Raw genomic sequence first — 16,396 nt, forward strand, 5'->3', positions numbered from 1 at the left:
CGGGAGACCAGCACGACCGGCCGGGCAGGAGAGGCGGGGGTGGGCGGGGAGGCCACGTCGGGGCCCTTTCTCACGTGATGACCGCGTGGTGACGCAGGTGCGGCATGCTCTTTGTAGGGTCGTACGAATCAATCGCCTCGCCCGATACGGGGAACCCTACGAACGGGCCGACCGTCAGCAACGATACCGGCACACCCGACGGCCCCCACGGGACGGGGGCGTGACCGGGAGGTAGCGTCAGGGGACAGCGAGCCGTCCACCGGGCGGACGAACCGTCCTTCGGGCGGACATGACGAGATGGGGAAGACGTTCACCACATGCCGGACCGACGCCGTCGCACCGCCTTCCGCTTCCCCCTTCCGCAGCGGTCCGCATCGCTGATGCGGGAACGCCAGTCCTCGTCACCGGACTCCGGGTCCGCCGGGAAACCGCAGGAGGACAACCCCTTCGCCGCGCCGCCCGCGGACCGGCCGGACCAGCCGTGGCAGCCGCGCCGTCCCTCCGGGTCCCAGGGCCAGGGATCGGACGAGCAGGACGACAACGGCTCCGGCTCCGGCGGGGACCGCCCGGCCTGGGGAAGCCAGTGGAGCGACCGGCAGCCCGGCCGGGAGGGCGGCGGCTTCGGCGGCCGCCCCGGCGGGAACGGCTCGGGCGGCCCGGGAGGCAAGGGCGGGAACGACCGCGGCGGCCCGGGCGGACTGCGCTGGGACCCCACGGACCCGGCGCAGCGGCGCGCCCGTTACGCGGTGCTCGGCGGCATGTGGGCCTTCTTCTTCGCCCTCTTCGACTTCCCGGAGATCGCCCTGCTGCTGGGCGCGCTCGCGACGTACTGGGCGATCAGCGCGCTCCGCACCCCGCCGAAGAACGCCTCCGCCACGGACCGTACGGCGGTGGACGGCGGCCCGGCGGGTACGCCCGCGAATCCGGCCGCACCCGCGAACCCCGCCGCCCCGGCGCCGCCGTCGAACGTCAGCAGCAGGCAGCAGACCACGGCGGCGGTCGGCGGCCTGGTGACCGCGCTGCTGGCGCTGCTCATCGTGGCGACGTCGTACACCGTGCAGCTGGTCTACCGCGACTACTACACGTGCGTGGACGACGCCCTGACCAAGTCCGCCTCGGTGGCCTGCAACGACAAGCTGCCGAAGCCGCTGGAGCCGTTCTTCGGCGTCAAGGAGTAGTTCCCGGCCCGTCCGGATCCGCCGCGCGGCGGTCCGGGACGGGGTCGGCGCGATCGGCCTGACCTGCGCGGTCGGCCGTGCGATCGGCGGGGAAGTCGGCCATCAGGCCGCCGGAGCCCCGTTTCAGGGAGGCCCAGCGGGCCTCCCTGGTCTCTTTTCCGTGCCAGGGGCCGTCCTTCTCGTGCCACGGGTCGGTCGGCAGGAAGTCGTACGGCTCGAAGCCGGAGGCCGCTTCGGGTGCCGGGCCCGGGGGCGGTACGGAGGAGGCGGCCCGTGACGCGGGACCACCCGGCTCCGCTTCGCCGTCCTCGCCCGCCGCCTCGCGCCGCCCCCGCCAGGGCGCCCACCACCGGCGCGTACGCCCGGCGCCGTCACCCTCGTCCTCGCCCTGCTTCTCTTCTTCCCCGTTCGCCTCGGCCACCGGGGGCTCGTCCACCTCCGGTACGTCCCTGCGCCAGGCCCAGCCCGGGGTACGCAGTCGCCACAGGCGCATCAGCAGGGCCGCCGGTACGCCGACGACGGCCGTCCACACCAGCGCCGCCGGGCCGGTCAGCCACCACACCGGGCCGAACGCGCTCAGCGCCCCGGTACCGATCGGCCCGCCGGCCACCGCCGTGAGCAGCGCCGTCCCCACGCCGCATCCGAGCGCGGCGAGCAGGGTCACCAGCACCGTCTCGCGCGGGCTCCAGGCCCGGGCGGGCGGCGCGTCGGCGGGCGCGGCCCTGCGTACGGCGAACCAGGCGACCGCCAGCGCTGCCGCCAACGGCACGGCGAGGGCCGCCCAGTTCGGCAGGCCGCCCGCGCTCTGGTCCGGGACGGCCGCCAGCAGGGGGAAGCGGGGCAGCGCGGGGGTTCCGTCGAGGCCCAGCGGGGTGGCGGTGGCTTCCGTGCCGAGCGAGAAGCCGGGCCCGAGCCCGTATGCCGCTCCCCACAGCGCGGCGTTCGGCACGAGCGCGGCGGCCAGCAGGAGGACCGCGATGCGCCCCGACCAGTCGCCCGCGAGCCCGAGGAACGCGTCCTGGGCCGCCGCGGCGTTCCGGCCGAGCGCCACCGCGACCAGCAGCGCACCGCCCCCGAGCAGCACCGTCAGGCCCGCCGCCGCCGACCGGAACGCCGCCTCGGCCCGTCGGCGGAAGAGCGACCGCGCGACCGCCTCCTGAACCGCCAGGGGCGACCAGGACGGCGCGGGCCCGAACGGCCGCCCGGCCGCCGTCCACACCCCGGCGGCCGCCGCACCGGCCACCACCAGCGCCACGGGGAACGCCAGGGTGTCCGGGTCCGCGTAGAGCGGGCCGCCCCGCGCATAGGCCGCCGCGCCCGCGACGACCAGCAGATATCCCGCGGTCACGGCGCAGAACGCGCCCGCGCGCGAGGGCCCGGCCGACCCGTCCCGCACCCCTTCGCGCGGCTCCTCCCGCAGCTCTTCCTGCGACTCCGCCGCATCGCGGGCCGCGCGGTGCGCCAGCCAGACCGGGCCCACCACGAGCAGCAACGGGACCAGGCCGACGGGCGCGGGAACGCCGCTCAGGGTGTCGGGCCGCACGAGCCCGGCGCCGTGCGCGAGCAGCCAGGCCCCGGCCGCCGCGCGCAGCGCCCCGCCCGGACCGCTGTCCGGGTGCGGGGAGCTGATCCACACCACCATGACGAGCACCGTCAGCGACCCGAGGCCGAGCCCGGCGGCGACGACGCCCTTCACCAGGGCGGAGACCAGGGCGAGGGTGCGGTTCCGTCGGACCGTCACCTTCGGGGTGCGTTGCGTCATTTGGGTCACGCGGCCCATGCTGCCAACGACACGCGCTTATTTCGCGTAACGCGCGAACAGCCGCTGTGTCGCTCAATATACGTTTATGTACTTTTTCACCCAGCGCGGTGCTGCCGGGGGTCGTCCATGACCCGGAGCACGACCGACGAGGCTGCCGTGCCGCCGCTGCCCTCCCCCAAGGAGCGCCGCAGACTGCGCGAGGCGAAATCGTTGAGCGAGGAGGAGGTGGCGGCGGCGGTCGGTGTCACGCGCGCCACCGTGCGCTCCTGGGAGACGGGGCGCACAAGCCCGCGCGGCCGCAAGCGCGCGCTGTACGCCGAGCTCATCGCGCCCGAACCGGCGGTGAAGCCGACCGTGCTGAAGCCCCCGGTGGTGATCGCGGAGGCGACAGCGGCAGGGGCGGGCCCGGCGGCGGCAGCAGCGGCGGGCCCGGCGACAGCGGCAGGGGCGGGCCCGGCGGTAGCCGCCCCGGCGGTGACCGACCTGCCCGAGGCCCCACCCCTGCCCGAGGCCGCACCCGCCGACCCGGCCCCGGCTCCGGCTCCGCCGGCGGAGGCGCCCGGCGAGCGGCGCGTCTCCCCCGCCGAGGCGTTCGACGAGCTGTACGCCCGCACCGCCCCCGGCCTCGTCCGGCAGACCTATCTGCTCACCGGACGCCGCGCCCTGGCCCGCGAGTCCGTCGAGCGCGCCTTCGAACTGGCCTGGCAGCGCTGGCCCGAGGTGGCCGTCGACCGGGACCCGGCCGGCTGGGTGCGCGCTGCGGCGTACGAGTACGCGATGTCACCCTGGCACCGGCTGCGCCGCACGCACCGGCACCCCGACGCCCCGCCCACGGAGCCGGGCAAGCGGGCGCTGTTCGACGCGCTGCTCGACCTGCCCCCGGCCTACCGGCGCACGCTGCTTCTGTACGACGGGGTCGGCCTGGACCTTCCGGAGACCGCGGCCGAGACGGAGGCCAGCACCCCGGCGGCGGCGGGCCGGCTGATGACCGCCCGGGCCGCCGTCGCCGAGCGGCTCCCCGAGCTGGCGAACGCCGGATCGCCCGCCGAGCAGTCGGCCCTGCTGCACGACCGGCTCGGCGGCCTGGCCCGCGCCGAACACGTACCCGTACCGCGGCCGGCCCGTGCCGTGCGCACCGGCAGCGAGAACCAGGCCAGGCTGTGGACCCGGGCCGCCGTCGCGGGCGTCGCGCTGCTCATCGCCGTGACCGGGCTGACCCTGCACACCGCGCCCACCCACTACGAGCCGCCGATCTCGCCCCCCGAACGGGTCGGGGGCGTACCGCCGCGCGGTGGTCCGCAGAAGCTCACCGCACAGGATCTGAAGCTGCAGAAGTCGCTGAGCGAACAGTTGGCGCACGGCCCGGAACGGCTGGTCCCGCAGCTGAAGTGAGCCGGACGGCCGTACGTACGCGAACGGCGCGGGCCCGCACCCCTGGTCGAAAAGGGGTGCGGGCCCGCGCCGTGTGCGTGTGTCCCTGCGGCCTGCGTCAGGCGCCGAGGATCTCGCGCGCCAGCTTGGCGGTCTCGGTCGGCGTCTTGCCGACCTTGACGCCGGCGGCCTCCAGGGCCTCCTTCTTCGCCTGGGCGGTGCCCGAGGAGCCGGAGACGATGGCGCCGGCGTGGCCCATGGTCTTGCCCTCCGGGGCGGTGAAGCCCGCGACGTAGCCGACGACCGGCTTGGTGACGTTCGCCCTGATGAAGTCGGCGGCACGCTCCTCGGCGTCGCCGCCGATCTCGCCGATCATCACGATCAGGTCGGTGTCGGGGTCGGCCTCGAACGCCGCGAGGGCGTCGATGTGCGTCGTACCGATGACCGGGTCGCCACCGATGCCGACGGCGGACGAGAAGCCGATGTCACGGAGCTCGTACATCATCTGGTAGGTCAGCGTGCCGGACTTGGACACGAGACCGATGCGGCCGGGCTTGGTGATGTCGCCCGGGATGATGCCGGCGTTGGACTGGCCCGGGGTGATGAGACCGGGGCAGTTCGGGCCGATGATCCGGGTCTTGTTGCCCTTCTCGTTCGCGTACGCCCAGAACGCGGCGGAGTCGTGAACGGCGATGCCCTCGGTGATGACGACCGCGAGCGGGATCTCGGCGTCGATCGCCTCGACGACGGCGGCCTTGGAGAAGGCCGGCGGGACGAAGAGGACGGACACGTTCGCGCCGGTCTTCTCCATCGCTTCCTTGACGGAGCCGAAGACCGGGACCTCGGTGCCGTCGAAGTCGACGGACGTACCGGCCTTGCGCGGGTTGACGCCACCGACGATGTTGGTGCCGTCACCCAGCATGAGCTTGGTGTGCTTCATGCCCGTGGCGCCGGTCATCCCCTGGACGATGACCTTGCTGTCCTTGGTGAGGAAGATAGCCATGGTGTTGGAGTCCCTCGTCCCTTACTTCGCAGCCGCGGCGAGCTCGGCGGCCTTGTCGGCCGCGCCGTCCATGGTGTCCACGCGCTGCACGAGCGGGTGGTTGGCGTCGGAGAGGATCTTGCGACCCAGCTCCGCGTTGTTGCCGTCGAGACGCACGACCAGCGGCTTCTCGACCTTCTCGCCCTTGGACTCGAGCAGCGCGAGCGCCTGCACGATGCCGTTGGCGACCTCGTCGCAGGCGGTGATGCCACCGAAGACGTTGACGAAGACGGACTTGACGTCCGGGTCGCCGAGGATGATCTCCAGGCCGTTCGCCATGACCTCGGCGGAGGCGCCGCCACCGATGTCGAGGAAGTTGGCGGGCTTCACGTCGCCGTGGTTCTCACCGGCGTACGCGACGACGTCCAGGGTCGACATGACCAGGCCGGCGCCGTTGCCGATGATGCCGACCTCGCCGTCGAGCTTGACGTAGTTGAGGTTCTTGGCCTTGGCGGCAGCCTCGAGCGGGTTGGCTGCGTCCTTGTCCTCCAGAGCCTCGTGCTCCGGCTGGCGGAAGTCGGCGTTCTCGTCGAGCGAGACCTTGCCGTCCAGCGCCAGGATGCGGCCGTCCTTGGTCTTCACCAGCGGGTTGACCTCGACGAGGAGCGCGTCCTCGGCGACGAAGGTCTCCCACAGGGTCACCAGGGCCTCGGCGACACCCTCGGCCACGTCGGCCGGGAACTTCGCCTGGGCCACGATCTCGCGGGCCTTGGCGATGTCCACGCCGGAGTTGGAGTCGACCGGGACCTTCGCGAGGGCCTCGGGGGTCTTCTCCGCGACCTCCTCGATGTCCATGCCACCCTGCACCGAGGCCATGGCCAGGAAGGTGCGGTTGGTGCGGTCGAGGAGGTACGAGACGTAGTACTCCGCCTCGATCTCCGGGGACAGCTCGGCGATCATCACCTTGTGGACCGTGTGGCCCTTGATGTCCATACCGAGAATGTCGGTCGCCCGGGCGACGGCCTCGTCGGCGTCGCCGGCCAGCTTGACGCCGCCGGCCTTGCCGCGGCCGCCGACCTTCACCTGCGCCTTGACGACAGACTTGCCGCCCAGCTTCTCGGTCGCCTCGCGGGCTGCCTCAGGCGTGTCGATGACTTCACCGGCCAGCACCGGTACACCGTGCTTGGCGAAGAGGTCCCTCGCCTGGTACTCGAACAGGTCCACGCGCGTCCGTCCCTTTTAGTGGTCTCGCGGTTCGTTCTTCTGCGTGGGCGTGCCGCGAAGGGCAACGTGACTGCGCTGTCACTAGGGAGGCATACACGGTGTCCGCGTACGCGGCATGTCCATCCGGCAGGTTATCCCCGCGCTCCGCGTGACCCTAAATCGCAGATCACACCTGAGCGGTGATAACGGTCACAGAGGGTGGCCCTTCCCGACCCCCGGACGGGGCTCGCCGGGGGTCGGGAAGGGCTGTGGGGGGGCACCGGAGCTCACGGCCCGGGTCCCCTGGGGCCGGGTACTCCGGTGCAGTGAATCGCCTACGGCGCGTGCGCCGTGTGCGCCCCGCTCGTCCGGTTACCGCCCGGGCACCGCGTCCGTGACGAAGGACGGGGTGACCGAGGTGAGGCCCTGGGCGCCGGCCGCCGCGTTGGCGACGGCGGGACGGGCGTCCTCGCGGACCGTGTCCGTCAGACCGCCGGCGAACGGCCGGGCCTGTGCCCCGACGCCCTCGGCCAGCGGCTGCACCCGGGTGGTGACCCCCTGGGCGAACGGCGCGACCGCGTCGCCGGTCAGCCCCTGCGCGAGCGGCCGCACCTCGGACGCGACGCCCTCGGCGAACGGCACGGCCGCACCCGTGACGCCGTGCGCCAGCGGCTGGACCTCGGTCGTGACGCCCTGCACGAAGGGGGCGGCGGCGTCGCCGACGACTCCCCGGGCGAACGGCCCGACCTCGCCGACGACGCCCTGCGCGAGCGTGCCGACGTCACCGACCGCCTGCCCGACGACCGGGACGGCTACGCCGACCGCGTCCGCGGCGAGCGGCGGCAGCACGGAGTCGGACGTCTGCTCGACGACGGGCCCGGCCTCGGCCAGCGTGCCCTGGACGGCGGTCGGCACCTGGCTCTGCGCGTAGCCGGGGATCTGCTCGATCGGCCCGAAGAGGTAGTCGATCTCGTCGACCGGCGCAACGGGGACCTGGGCGTCGGGGAACTGCGCGTCGGGGATCCGGGTGTCGGGGATGCCCGCTTCGGGGATGCCTGCGCCGGGGAGCTGCGTGTCCGGGAGGTGCGCGTCGGGGAGGTGGCCCGCTCCGGGCAGCTGCTGTACGTCACCGAGCTGCGGGACCTCGGCGGCCTCCGGGAACTCCGGGGCCTGCACCTGCGACGGGAGGCTGTCCCGCACATCGGCCGCGCCGACGGCCTTGGCCGCCTCGGTGGCCTTGTTCCCGGCCTTCTTCAGCGTGTCCTTGGCGTCGCCGGCACGGTCGACGGCCTCGGTGTCGGTGAGCGCCTTGGCGTCCTCGACCACCTTGGCGTCGGTGACGTCCGCGACGACGTCCGTCGCGTCGGGGGTCTCGGCCCCCAGGTCCGGGGTGGACAGCGGTACGGACACGGGCAGTTCGGCCGCGCTCGCCGCGGCGGTGCCGAGCGCCCACATTCCGGTGGCGGTGGCGGCGACGGCTATGGAGCGGCGCATGTTCTTGTGCATGGGTGTGTCAGATCCTTCGAAGATGTTCGGCTGTCCGGAGGATTCGTCCGGACGCGGGCAGACCTGTTCCGCCCCCGCGCGGCAGGTCGAGGCGGGGGAACGGCCTGCCCTAGCCGGGGAATTCGAGGATCTCGCCGGATCTGTCGGTGATCGGGGCGACGGTCGCGGGGAGCCCGGCTCCCCGGACGAGCGCGGCGTACGGGCCGCCCGGGACGGGGGTCGCGTGCAGGTCGCCACCGCGCGGGCCCTGCGCATCGGCCACCACCGTGCGCACGAGGTCGCCGCAGGGGGCGAACGGCGCGCGGTCCCGCGTGGGCGGGAGCGTCGGGGCGGGCGCGGAGATCCGCGCGTGCCCGGCGGCCGACGTGCCGGACCGGTCCGGCACGGCCGGGGCGAGGCGCTGCGCCCCGGTGCTCCGGTCATGGCCGGCCTCGCGCTCGGCCGAGGCGTCCGCGCCGGCGTCACCCGGCTCGGTGGAGCCCTCGGCACCACGGCCGGTGCCCGGAACGGGCGGTGCCGGTGCGCCCGGCGCACCTGGCGCGTCCGGCGCACCGATCGGCACGGGCAGCGCGGAGAGCAGCGGAGGGAGCCCCGGCAGGGACGCCACCAGCGGCCGCACCCCCTCGGCGATCCGGCCGACGGCGCCGCCCGCTCCCCCGACCACGGGGGCCACGGAGTCGACGGGTTCCGTGGCCGGTTCCGCGGAGAGCGCCGCGGCCGCCTTCCGTACGGTCTCGGGCTGCGCGGGGCGGTGCTGTGTCGGCCTGTGCTGCGCGGGCTGGTGCTGTGCGGGCCGGTCCTGCGCGGCCTGGTCGGTGACCGGCTCGACAGGCGGTGCTCCCACCGGCTCCACGAGCTGATCGGCGACCGGGTCCACGACCTGGTCCGCGAGCGGCTCCATTCCCTTGTCGGCGACCCGGCGAACCGGAGGCTCGACTGCCGTGCGGGCGAGGTCCTCGGGAACCGCACCCTCTCGAACCGCGCCCTCCCGAACCGCTTCCTGCGGCACGGCTTCAGCCAAGGAGGCGGTGAGACCCACCGGGTCCGGACGCTCCTGCGCCTCCGCGCGGCCGCCCGCGAGGAGGCCGAGGGCCAGCAGCCCGCCGAGGAACAGCACCACCTGCACCGCGCGACGCCCCGCCGTCCCGCGCGCCGGGCGCGGATCGACGGCTGCGCGGGCAGCGGCGGTTGCGGTCACTCGGGTGGGCTCCTGGTACGCAGGCGGGTGGAGGCGGAGGGCGGCGGAATGCACCCCTCCGCGAACGACGGTGTCGATGCTTGCACGAGCCCGTGGGGGTCACGCAAGTCCCTGGCTACGGTTGATGCTCCTTGTCCGGTATGGGCAGTGGTCTCTTCTCGATCGCCGCCGCCATGACGTCCGGGAAGAGATCCGGCGTACAGGCGAACGCGGGGGCTCCCAGCGCTCCGAGCGCCGCCGCGTGCTCGTGGTCGTACGCCGGTGCACCCTCGTCGGAGAGGGCGAGCAGCGTCACGAACTGCACGCCGGTCGCCTTCATCGCGGCGACCCGCTTGAGCATCTCGTCGCGTATGCCGCCCTCGTAGAGGTCGCTGATGAGGACGACGACGGTGTCCGCGGGGCGGGTGATCCTCGACTGGCAGTAGGCGAGCGCCCGGTTGATGTCGGTGCCGCCGCCGAGCTGGGTGCCGAAGAGGACGTCGACCGGGTCGTCGAGCTGGTCCGTGAGGTCGACGACCGCGGTGTCGAAGACGACGAGCCGGGTCGAGAGGGTGCGCATGGAGGCGAGCACCGCCCCGAAGACGGAGGCGTGGACGACGGACGCGGCCATCGAGCCCGACTGGTCGACGCACAGGACGATGTCCTTCTTGGCGGACCGGGAGGAGCGGCCGTAGCCGATGAGGCGTTCCGGCACGACCGTGCCCGTCGTCGTCGCGGCGTCCGGTCCTGGGAGCGTCAGGTAGTTCTTGAGGTTGGCCCGGATCGTGCGGTCCCAGTCGATGTCCCGGTGGCGCGGCCGGCTGATCCGCGCCGAACGGTCCAGGGCCCCGGTCAGGGTGGCCCTCGTAGGGCTCTCCAGCCTCCTCTCCAGGTCCTCGACGACCTTGCGGACGACGGCGCGTGCGGTCTCCTTCGTCGTCTCGGGCATCGCCTTGTTGAGGGAGAGCAGGGTGCCGACGAGATGGACGTCCGGCTCGACCGCCTCCAGCATCTCCGGCTCCAGGAGGAGGGCCGACAGGCCGAGCCGGTCGATCGCGTCGCGCTGCATGACCTGGACCACGGAGCTGGGGAAGTAGGTCCGGATGTCGCCGAGCCAGCGGGCGACGGAGGGCGCCGACGCGCCGAGCCCGGCCGAACGGCCGCCGGTGCCCCGGCTGTTGGGCTTTTTCTCGGCGCCTCCGCCGTACAGCGCGTTCAACGCACCGTCCATCGCCGCGTCCTGGCCGGTGAGGGTGCATCCCGTGCTGTCGGCACTGTCGGCCCCGAGCACCATCCGCCAGCGCCGCAGCCGTTCGGCGTCGGGCGGGGTGGGCGAGCCCGTCGCCGTCCGTTCGGTGGTCCGTTCCGTGGTCTCCCCCGGTGTCCGCCTCATCGGGTCCGTCCTCGTGGTCGTCCTGGTCGTCGTCATACGGCCGCCTCCACGGGCTCGGGCGGGCGGCCCAGCAGCAGCCGCAGCACCGGTTCGACGGCGGCAGCCCTGGCCGGGTCGAGACCGGGTCCGAAGCCTCCGGTCGCCGGGGCTCCGTCGTCACGGCGGGTGCCCTCGGAGGCGGGGCCGCGCCGGACCAGCTCGCCGAGGGTGCGCCGCACGCCCGGTTCGTACGCGGAGAACGTGCGGCGCAGCAGCGGCAGCACATCGGTGAACAGGTCGGCGGGGACACCGGTCAGCCAGGCGTCGACGAGGCCGAGCAGCCGCTCGTCGTGGACCAGCAGCATGCCGCCGCCCGACGCGCCGCCGACGAACCCCTCGATCCAGGCGGCGGCGTCGGCGGGCGCAGTGCCGGGCGAGAGGGCCAGGCCCATGAGCCGGGCCGCCTCGTCCTCCGCCAGCCGCCCTTCGTCCAGCAGCAGCCGGGCGGCCCGGCCTCGGATGATCCCGGCGACCGCGTCCCGGGCCGCCAGCTTGTGCAGGACGGCTCCCCAGCGCTCCCGCAGCCCCGGGCCGGGCTCCGCCCCGGTGTCCAGCAGGCCGATCGCGCCGTGCACCGCCTCCACCTGACCGCGCAGTGCCTCGGCGCCGTCCGGGTCGAGGCCGGTGCAGGCGGGCGGCAGGCCGACGCAGATCCGCTCGGCGAGTCCGGCGGCGACCTCCGCGAGCGCCGCCGTGTCCGTGGAGCGCACGTCCCCGTACCGCAGGGAGCGGGCCAGGGCGGGCAGCGCGTCCGCGAGGTGGCCGACGTCCGCGTCGAGAGCGGCCCGGTCGGCGAGGGCCCTCATCACGACGGGCAGCGCGTCGGGCAGTTCGGCCAGGAGGCAGTGTTCGGCGAGTGCGGTGACATCGGCCAGCGCTCTCGCCGCCACGGCCTGCGACGCGGCCTTCGCGGTGGCGGCGGTGAGCACGGTCGTGCCCCACACCCCGGCCTCCGCGACCCGCACGTGCAGTTCCGGTTCCCAGCGGAGCCGCCAGCTCTCCCGGAAGGTGCCGGTGCTGCCGCGCCCCGCGACCGGGTCGCCCCAGCCGACGTCGAGGAGGCGCAGCCGGTGCAGGAGGCGGCTGCGGGCGGCGTCGGTCTCCTTGCGCAGGTCGAGGTCCAGCTCGCGTTCCGACGCCTCCGGCTTGAGCCGGAGGGTGCGCTGGCTGCGGGCCAGGTCCCGTTGCAGCGGGACGGCCGGGGCGGTGTCGGGCACCTCGCCGAGGCTCTCGCCGACGACCAGCCGGTCCCGGACGAGGGCGAGCGGAACGTCGGACCCCTCGCACATGACGGCCCGCACGGCGTCGGTCGTCTCGCCCAGGCCGGCCAGCGGGCGGCCCCGGAGGGCCGCGAGAGTTTCGGCGAGCCGGACGGCCTCGATGACATGGGCGGTGGAGACGAACCGGTCCTCGCCGCGCAGCAGTCCGGCGACCTTGGTCATCCAGCGCTCGATCGGCCGGTCGGCCGCCTCGAAGAGATGCCCGTACCAACCGGGCGAGTCGATCCCGGCCCCGTATCCGCTCTGCCGGGCGAGCCGGCGGTGGGTCCACGGCACCCAGGTCAGATCCGTTTTGACCTTCGGGAGGCCCTTGAGCAGGGCGCGGTCGGCGGCGAGGGTGGTGCGCGCGGCGAGAGCGGGGACGTGCCAGGCCCCGCAGACGACGGCGACGTCGTCCCCGAACTCCCTGCGCGCGGTGCGCAGTTGGATCCGCATGTACGCCTCACGCACCGCGTCGCGGGGCTGCCCGCCGTCCCCGTACGCCTCGCGCAGCGCGCCCATGGCCTCGGCCAGCGCGCCGAACGGGGCGAGGGCGTCACCGGGCGTGCGCTCGGGGAGCATGCCTTCGGGGGGCGTGCCACCGCCGTCGGTCTCTCCCGTATCTGCCCTCCCGGTGGGCGAGCGGTGTTCGACGACGTCCTCCCACCAGCGCTCGGGGTCGTCGTATCCGGCGGTCTCGGCGAGCACCCGGATCGGATCGACGACCGGCGTGACCTCCTCCTCTTCCTCCGCCTCTGCGCGCTCCGGCCGCCGCACCGGCTCCTTGAGCGCGGGTTCCTTGAGCGCGAGGGAGTGGGCGGCGGGCAGGTCGATGAAGCGGACCGGGACGTCGTGGTCGAGGGCCCAGCGGAGGGCCACCCACTCGGGCGAGAACGCGGCCATCGGCCAGAAGGAGGCCCGCCCCGGATCTTCCACGGCGTGCGCGAGCAGCGCGACGGGCGGACGCATCCCCGGGTCGGCGGCCAGGGGCACCAGCGCGTCCCCCTCGGGCGGCCCCTCGATGAGGACGGCGGCCGGGCGGGCCGCCCGGAGCGCGGCGAGGACCGCGCGGGCCGACCCGGGCCCGTGATGCCGCACGCCCAGCAGCCAGGGCCCATCGGCCGGCCCGGTCGCGGCGCGGCCCGGCGTCACGGCGGCGGCCGCCGCCGTGACGCTCATGCGGATACCTCGCGGCAGGCGCGGTAGAAGTCCTTCCAGCCGTCCCGCTCGCGGACCACGGTCTCCAGATACTCCTGCCAGACAACCCGGTCCGCCGCGGGGTCCCGGACGACCGCGCCGAGGATGCCGGCCGCGACGTCGCCGGGGCGCAGGACGCCGTCGCCGAAGTGGGCGGCGAGCGCGAGGCCGCCGGTGACGACGGAGATCGCCTCGGCGGTGGAGAGCGTGCCGGAGGGGGACTTGAGCTTGGTGCGCCCGTCGGTGGTCACCCCGTCGCGCAGTTCGCGGAAGACCGTCACCACGCGCCGGATCTCGGTCAGGCCTTCCGGGGACGCGGGCAGGTCGAGCGAGCGGCCGATCTGGTCGACGCGCCGGGACACGATGTCGACCTCGGCGTCCGGGGTCTCGGGCAGGGGCAGCACCACGGTGTTGAACCGGCGGCGCAGGGCGCTGGACAGCTCGTTGACGCCGCGGTCCCGGTCGTTGGCCGTGGCGATGAGGTTGAACCCGCGGACGGCCTGGACCTCCTGGCCCAGCTCGGGGACGGGGAGCGTCTTCTCGGACAGGATCGTGATGAGCGAGTCCTGCACATCGGCGGGGATGCGGGTCAGCTCCTCGACCCGGGCGGTCATGCCCTCGGACATGGCCCGCATCAGCGGACTGGGCACCAGGGCGTCGCGGCTGGGGCCGTGGGCCAGCAGCTGGGCGTAGTTCCACCCGTAGCGGACGGCTTCCTCGGGCGTGCCCGCGGTGCCCTGCACGAGCAACGTCGAGTCGCCGCTGACGGCGGCGGCGAGGTGCTCGGACACCCAGGTCTTGGCCGTGCCGGGGACGCCGAGCAGGAGCAGCGCCCGGTCGGTGGCGAGCGTGGTCACGGCCACCTCGACCAGGCGGCGCGGGCCCACGTACTTCGGGGTGATCACCGTCCCGTCCGGCAGGGTCCCGCCCTGCAGATAGGTGGCGACGGCCCACGGCGACAGCCGCCAACGGGCGGGCCTGGGACGGTCGTCGGCGGCGGCGAGCGCCTTCAGCTCCCCGGCGAACGCGTCTTCCGCGTGCGGGCGCAGCGCCCGGGCGCCGGCCTCCGGCTCGACGGCCTCGGTGGTGTTGGACACGGTCATGGCTCCCCCTCCAGATCGGTCGACCCGATGTGGATACCACCGTGCACCATGCCACTGACAACGGGCCCTGACCGCAGGTCAGAGCCCGTTGACGAGCGCTTGGCCCCCTCCCCCGAGGTCCGTCGGCCCGGTCGGGCGACCGGGGCGGATCGGCCCGGTCAGCCCACGATCGGCGACACGGCGACGCAGCCACCCGCCGTGAGCATGCCCTCGCCCTTCGCCTCCTTGATGACCTTGCCCTTGTAGGTGATGGAGCAGGTGATGTCGGCGCCTCCCGCCTCCAGGGCGACCGGCGTGACGGCGGGCGGCATGATCCCGCGCAGTTCGACGGTCTTCTTCCACGGCAGGGCCGGCTTGGTGACGGTCTCCAGCTCGGGCTCCATGGCCTCGCCGCCGCCCCCGTGGTACATGATCTCGTCGACGCCCGTGCCGGTGACCTCGTACGTGACCTCGTAGGTCTCGTCCACGGTCGTGTCGACCGCCTTGCCGACCGCCTCGTCCACGGACTCGGCCGAGCAGGCCCCGAGTCCGAGCACGAGGACGGCGACCGCGAGGGCGCGGGTGGTGCGGGTGGTGCGGTTCATCTGGGATCCCCCCTGGATCGGCCCGGGCACGGATTCGTTCCGTACGCGGAGACCGCAGAGAAACGCAAAGGCAGGGCAAAGTCAAATCTCCCCTCGGCCCGCCCTCGGACCGCTGCTTGGCAGGTCGGAGCAGGTCGGGAGGGGATTGTCAGTGGCGCCCCCTACCGTCGGAGACATGCAGCTATCTCACGGGGGAGAGCCCTCGCCCACCGGTGCCCCGGTGGCGCGCTGGTCGGTGGAACAGGTGCTGGCACTGGCTCCTGACGCGGCGTCACGCAAGGCGGGCACGCGCCTCGGCGCGGCCGGTCCGTGGTCCGGCACGGGGTCCGACGCGACGGGTGCGGTGTGGGGCCTGTGCAAGGGCAGTGGAAGCACGCCGTATCGGACGGTGGTCGACACCGCGGGGCCCGCCTGCGCGTGCAGTTGCCCGAGCCGGAAGTTCCCGTGCAAGCACGCGCTGGGGCTGTTGTTGCTCCGGGCGTCGGACGACGGCGCGTTCCCGCCCGCCGAGCCCGCCGACTGGGCCGAGGAGTGGCTCGCGGGCCGGCGCGTACGCGCGGCGCAGAAGAGCGGTCCCGCGGCGGGCGGTGACACCGCGCGGGGCACCGCCGACCCGGTCGCTGCCAGAAAGCGGGCGGAGCGCCGCGCGGAGCGGGTCACGGGCGGTGCCCAGGAGCTGGAACAGCGCCTGGCCGACCTGCTGCGCGGCGGACTGGCCGCGACCGACCGCTCGGGGTACGGCCTGTGGGAGGAGACCGCGGCCCGGATGGTCGACGCCCAGGCCCCCGGTCTCGCCGCCCGGGTGCGGGAGTTGGGCGCGATCACCGGGTCAGGGCCGGGCCGGCCGGTCCGGTTGCTGGAGGAGTGCGGCCTGCTCCATCTGCTGGACACGGCCTGGCTCGGCCGGGACCGGCTGCCGGATCCGCTGGCCGCGACCGTGCGGACGAGAGTCGGGCTGCCCGTGTCCGCCGAAGGCCCCCCGCTCCGCGACCGGTGGCTGGTCCTCGCGCAGTACGACACCCCGGACGGCAAGATCGTCGCCCGCCGGATCTGGCTGTACGGGCGGGGATCGGGCCGCACCGCTCTGCTGCTCTCGTTCGGTGCGGCGGGCCGGTCCCCGGCGCAGGCGCTGCCGGTGGGGGCGACGATCGACGCCGAGCTGACGCCGTACCCGGGCGGCGCGCAGCTCCGGGCGGAGCTGGGCGAGCAGTTCGGGGCCACGGCCGCGGCCGGTCCCCCGCCGGGGATCGCCGCAGCGGCCGCACCGGCCGTCTACGGGAACGCCCTGCGGGACGACCCCTGGCTGGACGCCTGGCCGGTCACCCTGCGCGATGTCATACCCGTGCCGTCCAAGGACGGCTGGCAGCTGGCCGACGCCCACGCGGACGCTCACCCGGACGCCCAGGCGCGTTCCGGATCCGCGCTGCCGATCGCCCCCGCCGCGCTGTCCCGGCCGGGCCTGTGGAAGCTCGTCGCCCTGTCCGGCGGCGCCCCGGTCACGGTGTTCGGCGAGATCGGCCACCGCGGCTTCGATCCGTTCGCGGCCTGGGACCCGGGCGAGGGGGAGGAAGGCGGGGGCACCACGGGCGGGTCGGTCGTCCAAGCTGACTTGACTGTATGACCGTAGTAGCCTGAACCTCGC

Annotated in this window: 12 protein-coding genes; 3 read left to right on the forward strand and 9 right to left on the reverse strand. The window is 74.4% G+C overall.

Features of this window, described 5'->3' with window-relative positions; genetic code table 11:
• Positions 1-317 precede the first annotated feature (317 nt).
• Positions 318-1,178 (forward strand): hypothetical protein, encoded by an 861-nt coding sequence (locus D3105_RS23960; protein WP_118905115.1) that lies wholly within the window; start codon positions 318-320, stop codon positions 1,176-1,178.
• Here the strand turns inward: D3105_RS23960 and D3105_RS23965 are convergent.
• Entirely contained in the window at positions 1,168-2,940 is a 1,773-nt protein-coding gene (locus D3105_RS23965) for a DUF6350 family protein (RefSeq protein ID WP_118905116.1), read from the reverse strand. The two genes, D3105_RS23960 and D3105_RS23965, sit on opposite strands and share 11 nt — an antisense overlap.
• 126 nt (positions 2,941-3,066) lie before the next feature.
• Here D3105_RS23965 and D3105_RS23970 point away from each other — a divergent pair, with 126 nt between their 5' ends.
• Entirely contained in the window at positions 3,067-4,332 is a 1,266-nt protein-coding gene (locus D3105_RS23970) for a helix-turn-helix domain-containing protein (protein WP_118905117.1), read from the forward strand.
• A 97-nt stretch (positions 4,333-4,429) separates the two neighbouring features.
• Here the strand turns inward: D3105_RS23970 and sucD are convergent, their stop codons facing one another.
• From sucD to D3105_RS24010, 8 genes are all read right to left on the reverse strand, one after another.
• Positions 4,430-5,314 carry a succinate--CoA ligase subunit alpha gene (sucD, locus tag D3105_RS23975; RefSeq protein WP_118905118.1) on the reverse strand — a complete coding sequence of 295 codons (885 nt, stop codon included), beginning with the start codon at positions 5,312-5,314 and terminating at the stop codon, positions 4,430-4,432.
• A 21-nt stretch (positions 5,315-5,335) separates the two neighbouring features.
• Complete coding sequence (gene sucC / locus D3105_RS23980; RefSeq protein WP_118905119.1) at positions 5,336-6,517, reverse strand: ADP-forming succinate--CoA ligase subunit beta; 1,182 nt, start codon at positions 6,515-6,517, stop codon at positions 5,336-5,338.
• A gap of 351 nt (positions 6,518-6,868) precedes the next feature.
• The gene (locus D3105_RS23985; protein ID WP_118905120.1) at positions 6,869-8,002 is read right to left on the reverse strand and encodes a hypothetical protein; all 1,134 of its coding nucleotides are present in this window, start codon (positions 8,000-8,002) and stop codon (positions 6,869-6,871) included.
• Between the two features lie 109 nt (positions 8,003-8,111).
• Positions 8,112-9,200, reverse strand: coding sequence for a hypothetical protein (locus D3105_RS23990; protein ID WP_123947588.1), 1,089 nt, complete (start codon positions 9,198-9,200; stop codon positions 8,112-8,114).
• Between the two features lie 115 nt (positions 9,201-9,315).
• Entirely contained in the window at positions 9,316-10,572 is a 1,257-nt protein-coding gene (locus D3105_RS23995; RefSeq protein WP_118905122.1) for a VWA domain-containing protein, read from the reverse strand.
• 32 nt (positions 10,573-10,604) lie between these two features.
• A complete protein-coding gene (locus D3105_RS24000) occupies positions 10,605-13,049 on the reverse strand; it encodes a DUF5682 family protein (protein WP_206272872.1) in 2,445 nt (814 codons plus the stop codon).
• The gene (locus tag D3105_RS24005) at positions 13,046-14,170 is read right to left on the reverse strand and encodes an ATP-binding protein (RefSeq protein ID WP_118905123.1); all 1,125 of its coding nucleotides are present in this window, start codon (positions 14,168-14,170) and stop codon (positions 13,046-13,048) included. Before D3105_RS24005 ends, D3105_RS24000 begins: the two co-directional genes overlap by 4 nt.
• 158 nt (positions 14,171-14,328) lie before the next feature.
• Entirely contained in the window at positions 14,329-14,754 is a 426-nt protein-coding gene (locus D3105_RS24010; protein WP_118905124.1) for a hypothetical protein, read from the reverse strand.
• A gap of 175 nt (positions 14,755-14,929) precedes the next feature.
• Between D3105_RS24010 and D3105_RS24015 the strand changes: the two genes are divergently transcribed.
• A complete protein-coding gene (locus D3105_RS24015; protein ID WP_118905125.1) occupies positions 14,930-16,375 on the forward strand; it encodes an SWIM zinc finger family protein in 1,446 nt (481 codons plus the stop codon).
• The last annotated feature ends 21 nt before the right edge of the window (positions 16,376-16,396 follow it).

Origin of the sequence: Streptomyces globisporus, assembly GCF_003501885.1 — a bacterium.
Taxonomy (GTDB): domain Bacteria; phylum Actinomycetota; class Actinomycetes; order Streptomycetales; family Streptomycetaceae; genus Streptomyces; species Streptomyces globisporus_D.

Coding starts and splice junctions, on each gene's coding strand:
- D3105_RS23960 (WP_118905115.1), top strand. CDS start 318: ATGCCGGACCGACGCCGTCGCACCGCCTTCCGCTTCCCCCTTCCGCAG.
- D3105_RS23965 (WP_118905116.1), bottom strand. CDS start 2,940: ATGACGCAACGCACCCCGAAGGTGACGGTCCGACGGAACCGCACCCTC.
- D3105_RS23970 (WP_118905117.1), top strand. CDS start 3,067: ATGACCCGGAGCACGACCGACGAGGCTGCCGTGCCGCCGCTGCCCTCC.
- sucD (WP_118905118.1), bottom strand. CDS start 5,314: ATGGCTATCTTCCTCACCAAGGACAGCAAGGTCATCGTCCAGGGGATG.
- D3105_RS23985 (WP_118905120.1), bottom strand. CDS start 8,002: ATGCACAAGAACATGCGCCGCTCCATAGCCGTCGCCGCCACCGCCACC.
- D3105_RS23995 (WP_118905122.1), bottom strand. CDS start 10,572: ATGAGGCGGACACCGGGGGAGACCACGGAACGGACCACCGAACGGACG.
- D3105_RS24000 (WP_206272872.1), bottom strand. CDS start 13,049: ATGAGCGTCACGGCGGCGGCCGCCGCCGTGACGCCGGGCCGCGCCGCG.
- D3105_RS24005 (WP_118905123.1), bottom strand. CDS start 14,170: ATGACCGTGTCCAACACCACCGAGGCCGTCGAGCCGGAGGCCGGCGCC.
- D3105_RS24010 (WP_118905124.1), bottom strand. CDS start 14,754: ATGAACCGCACCACCCGCACCACCCGCGCCCTCGCGGTCGCCGTCCTC.
- D3105_RS24015 (WP_118905125.1), top strand. CDS start 14,930: ATGCAGCTATCTCACGGGGGAGAGCCCTCGCCCACCGGTGCCCCGGTG.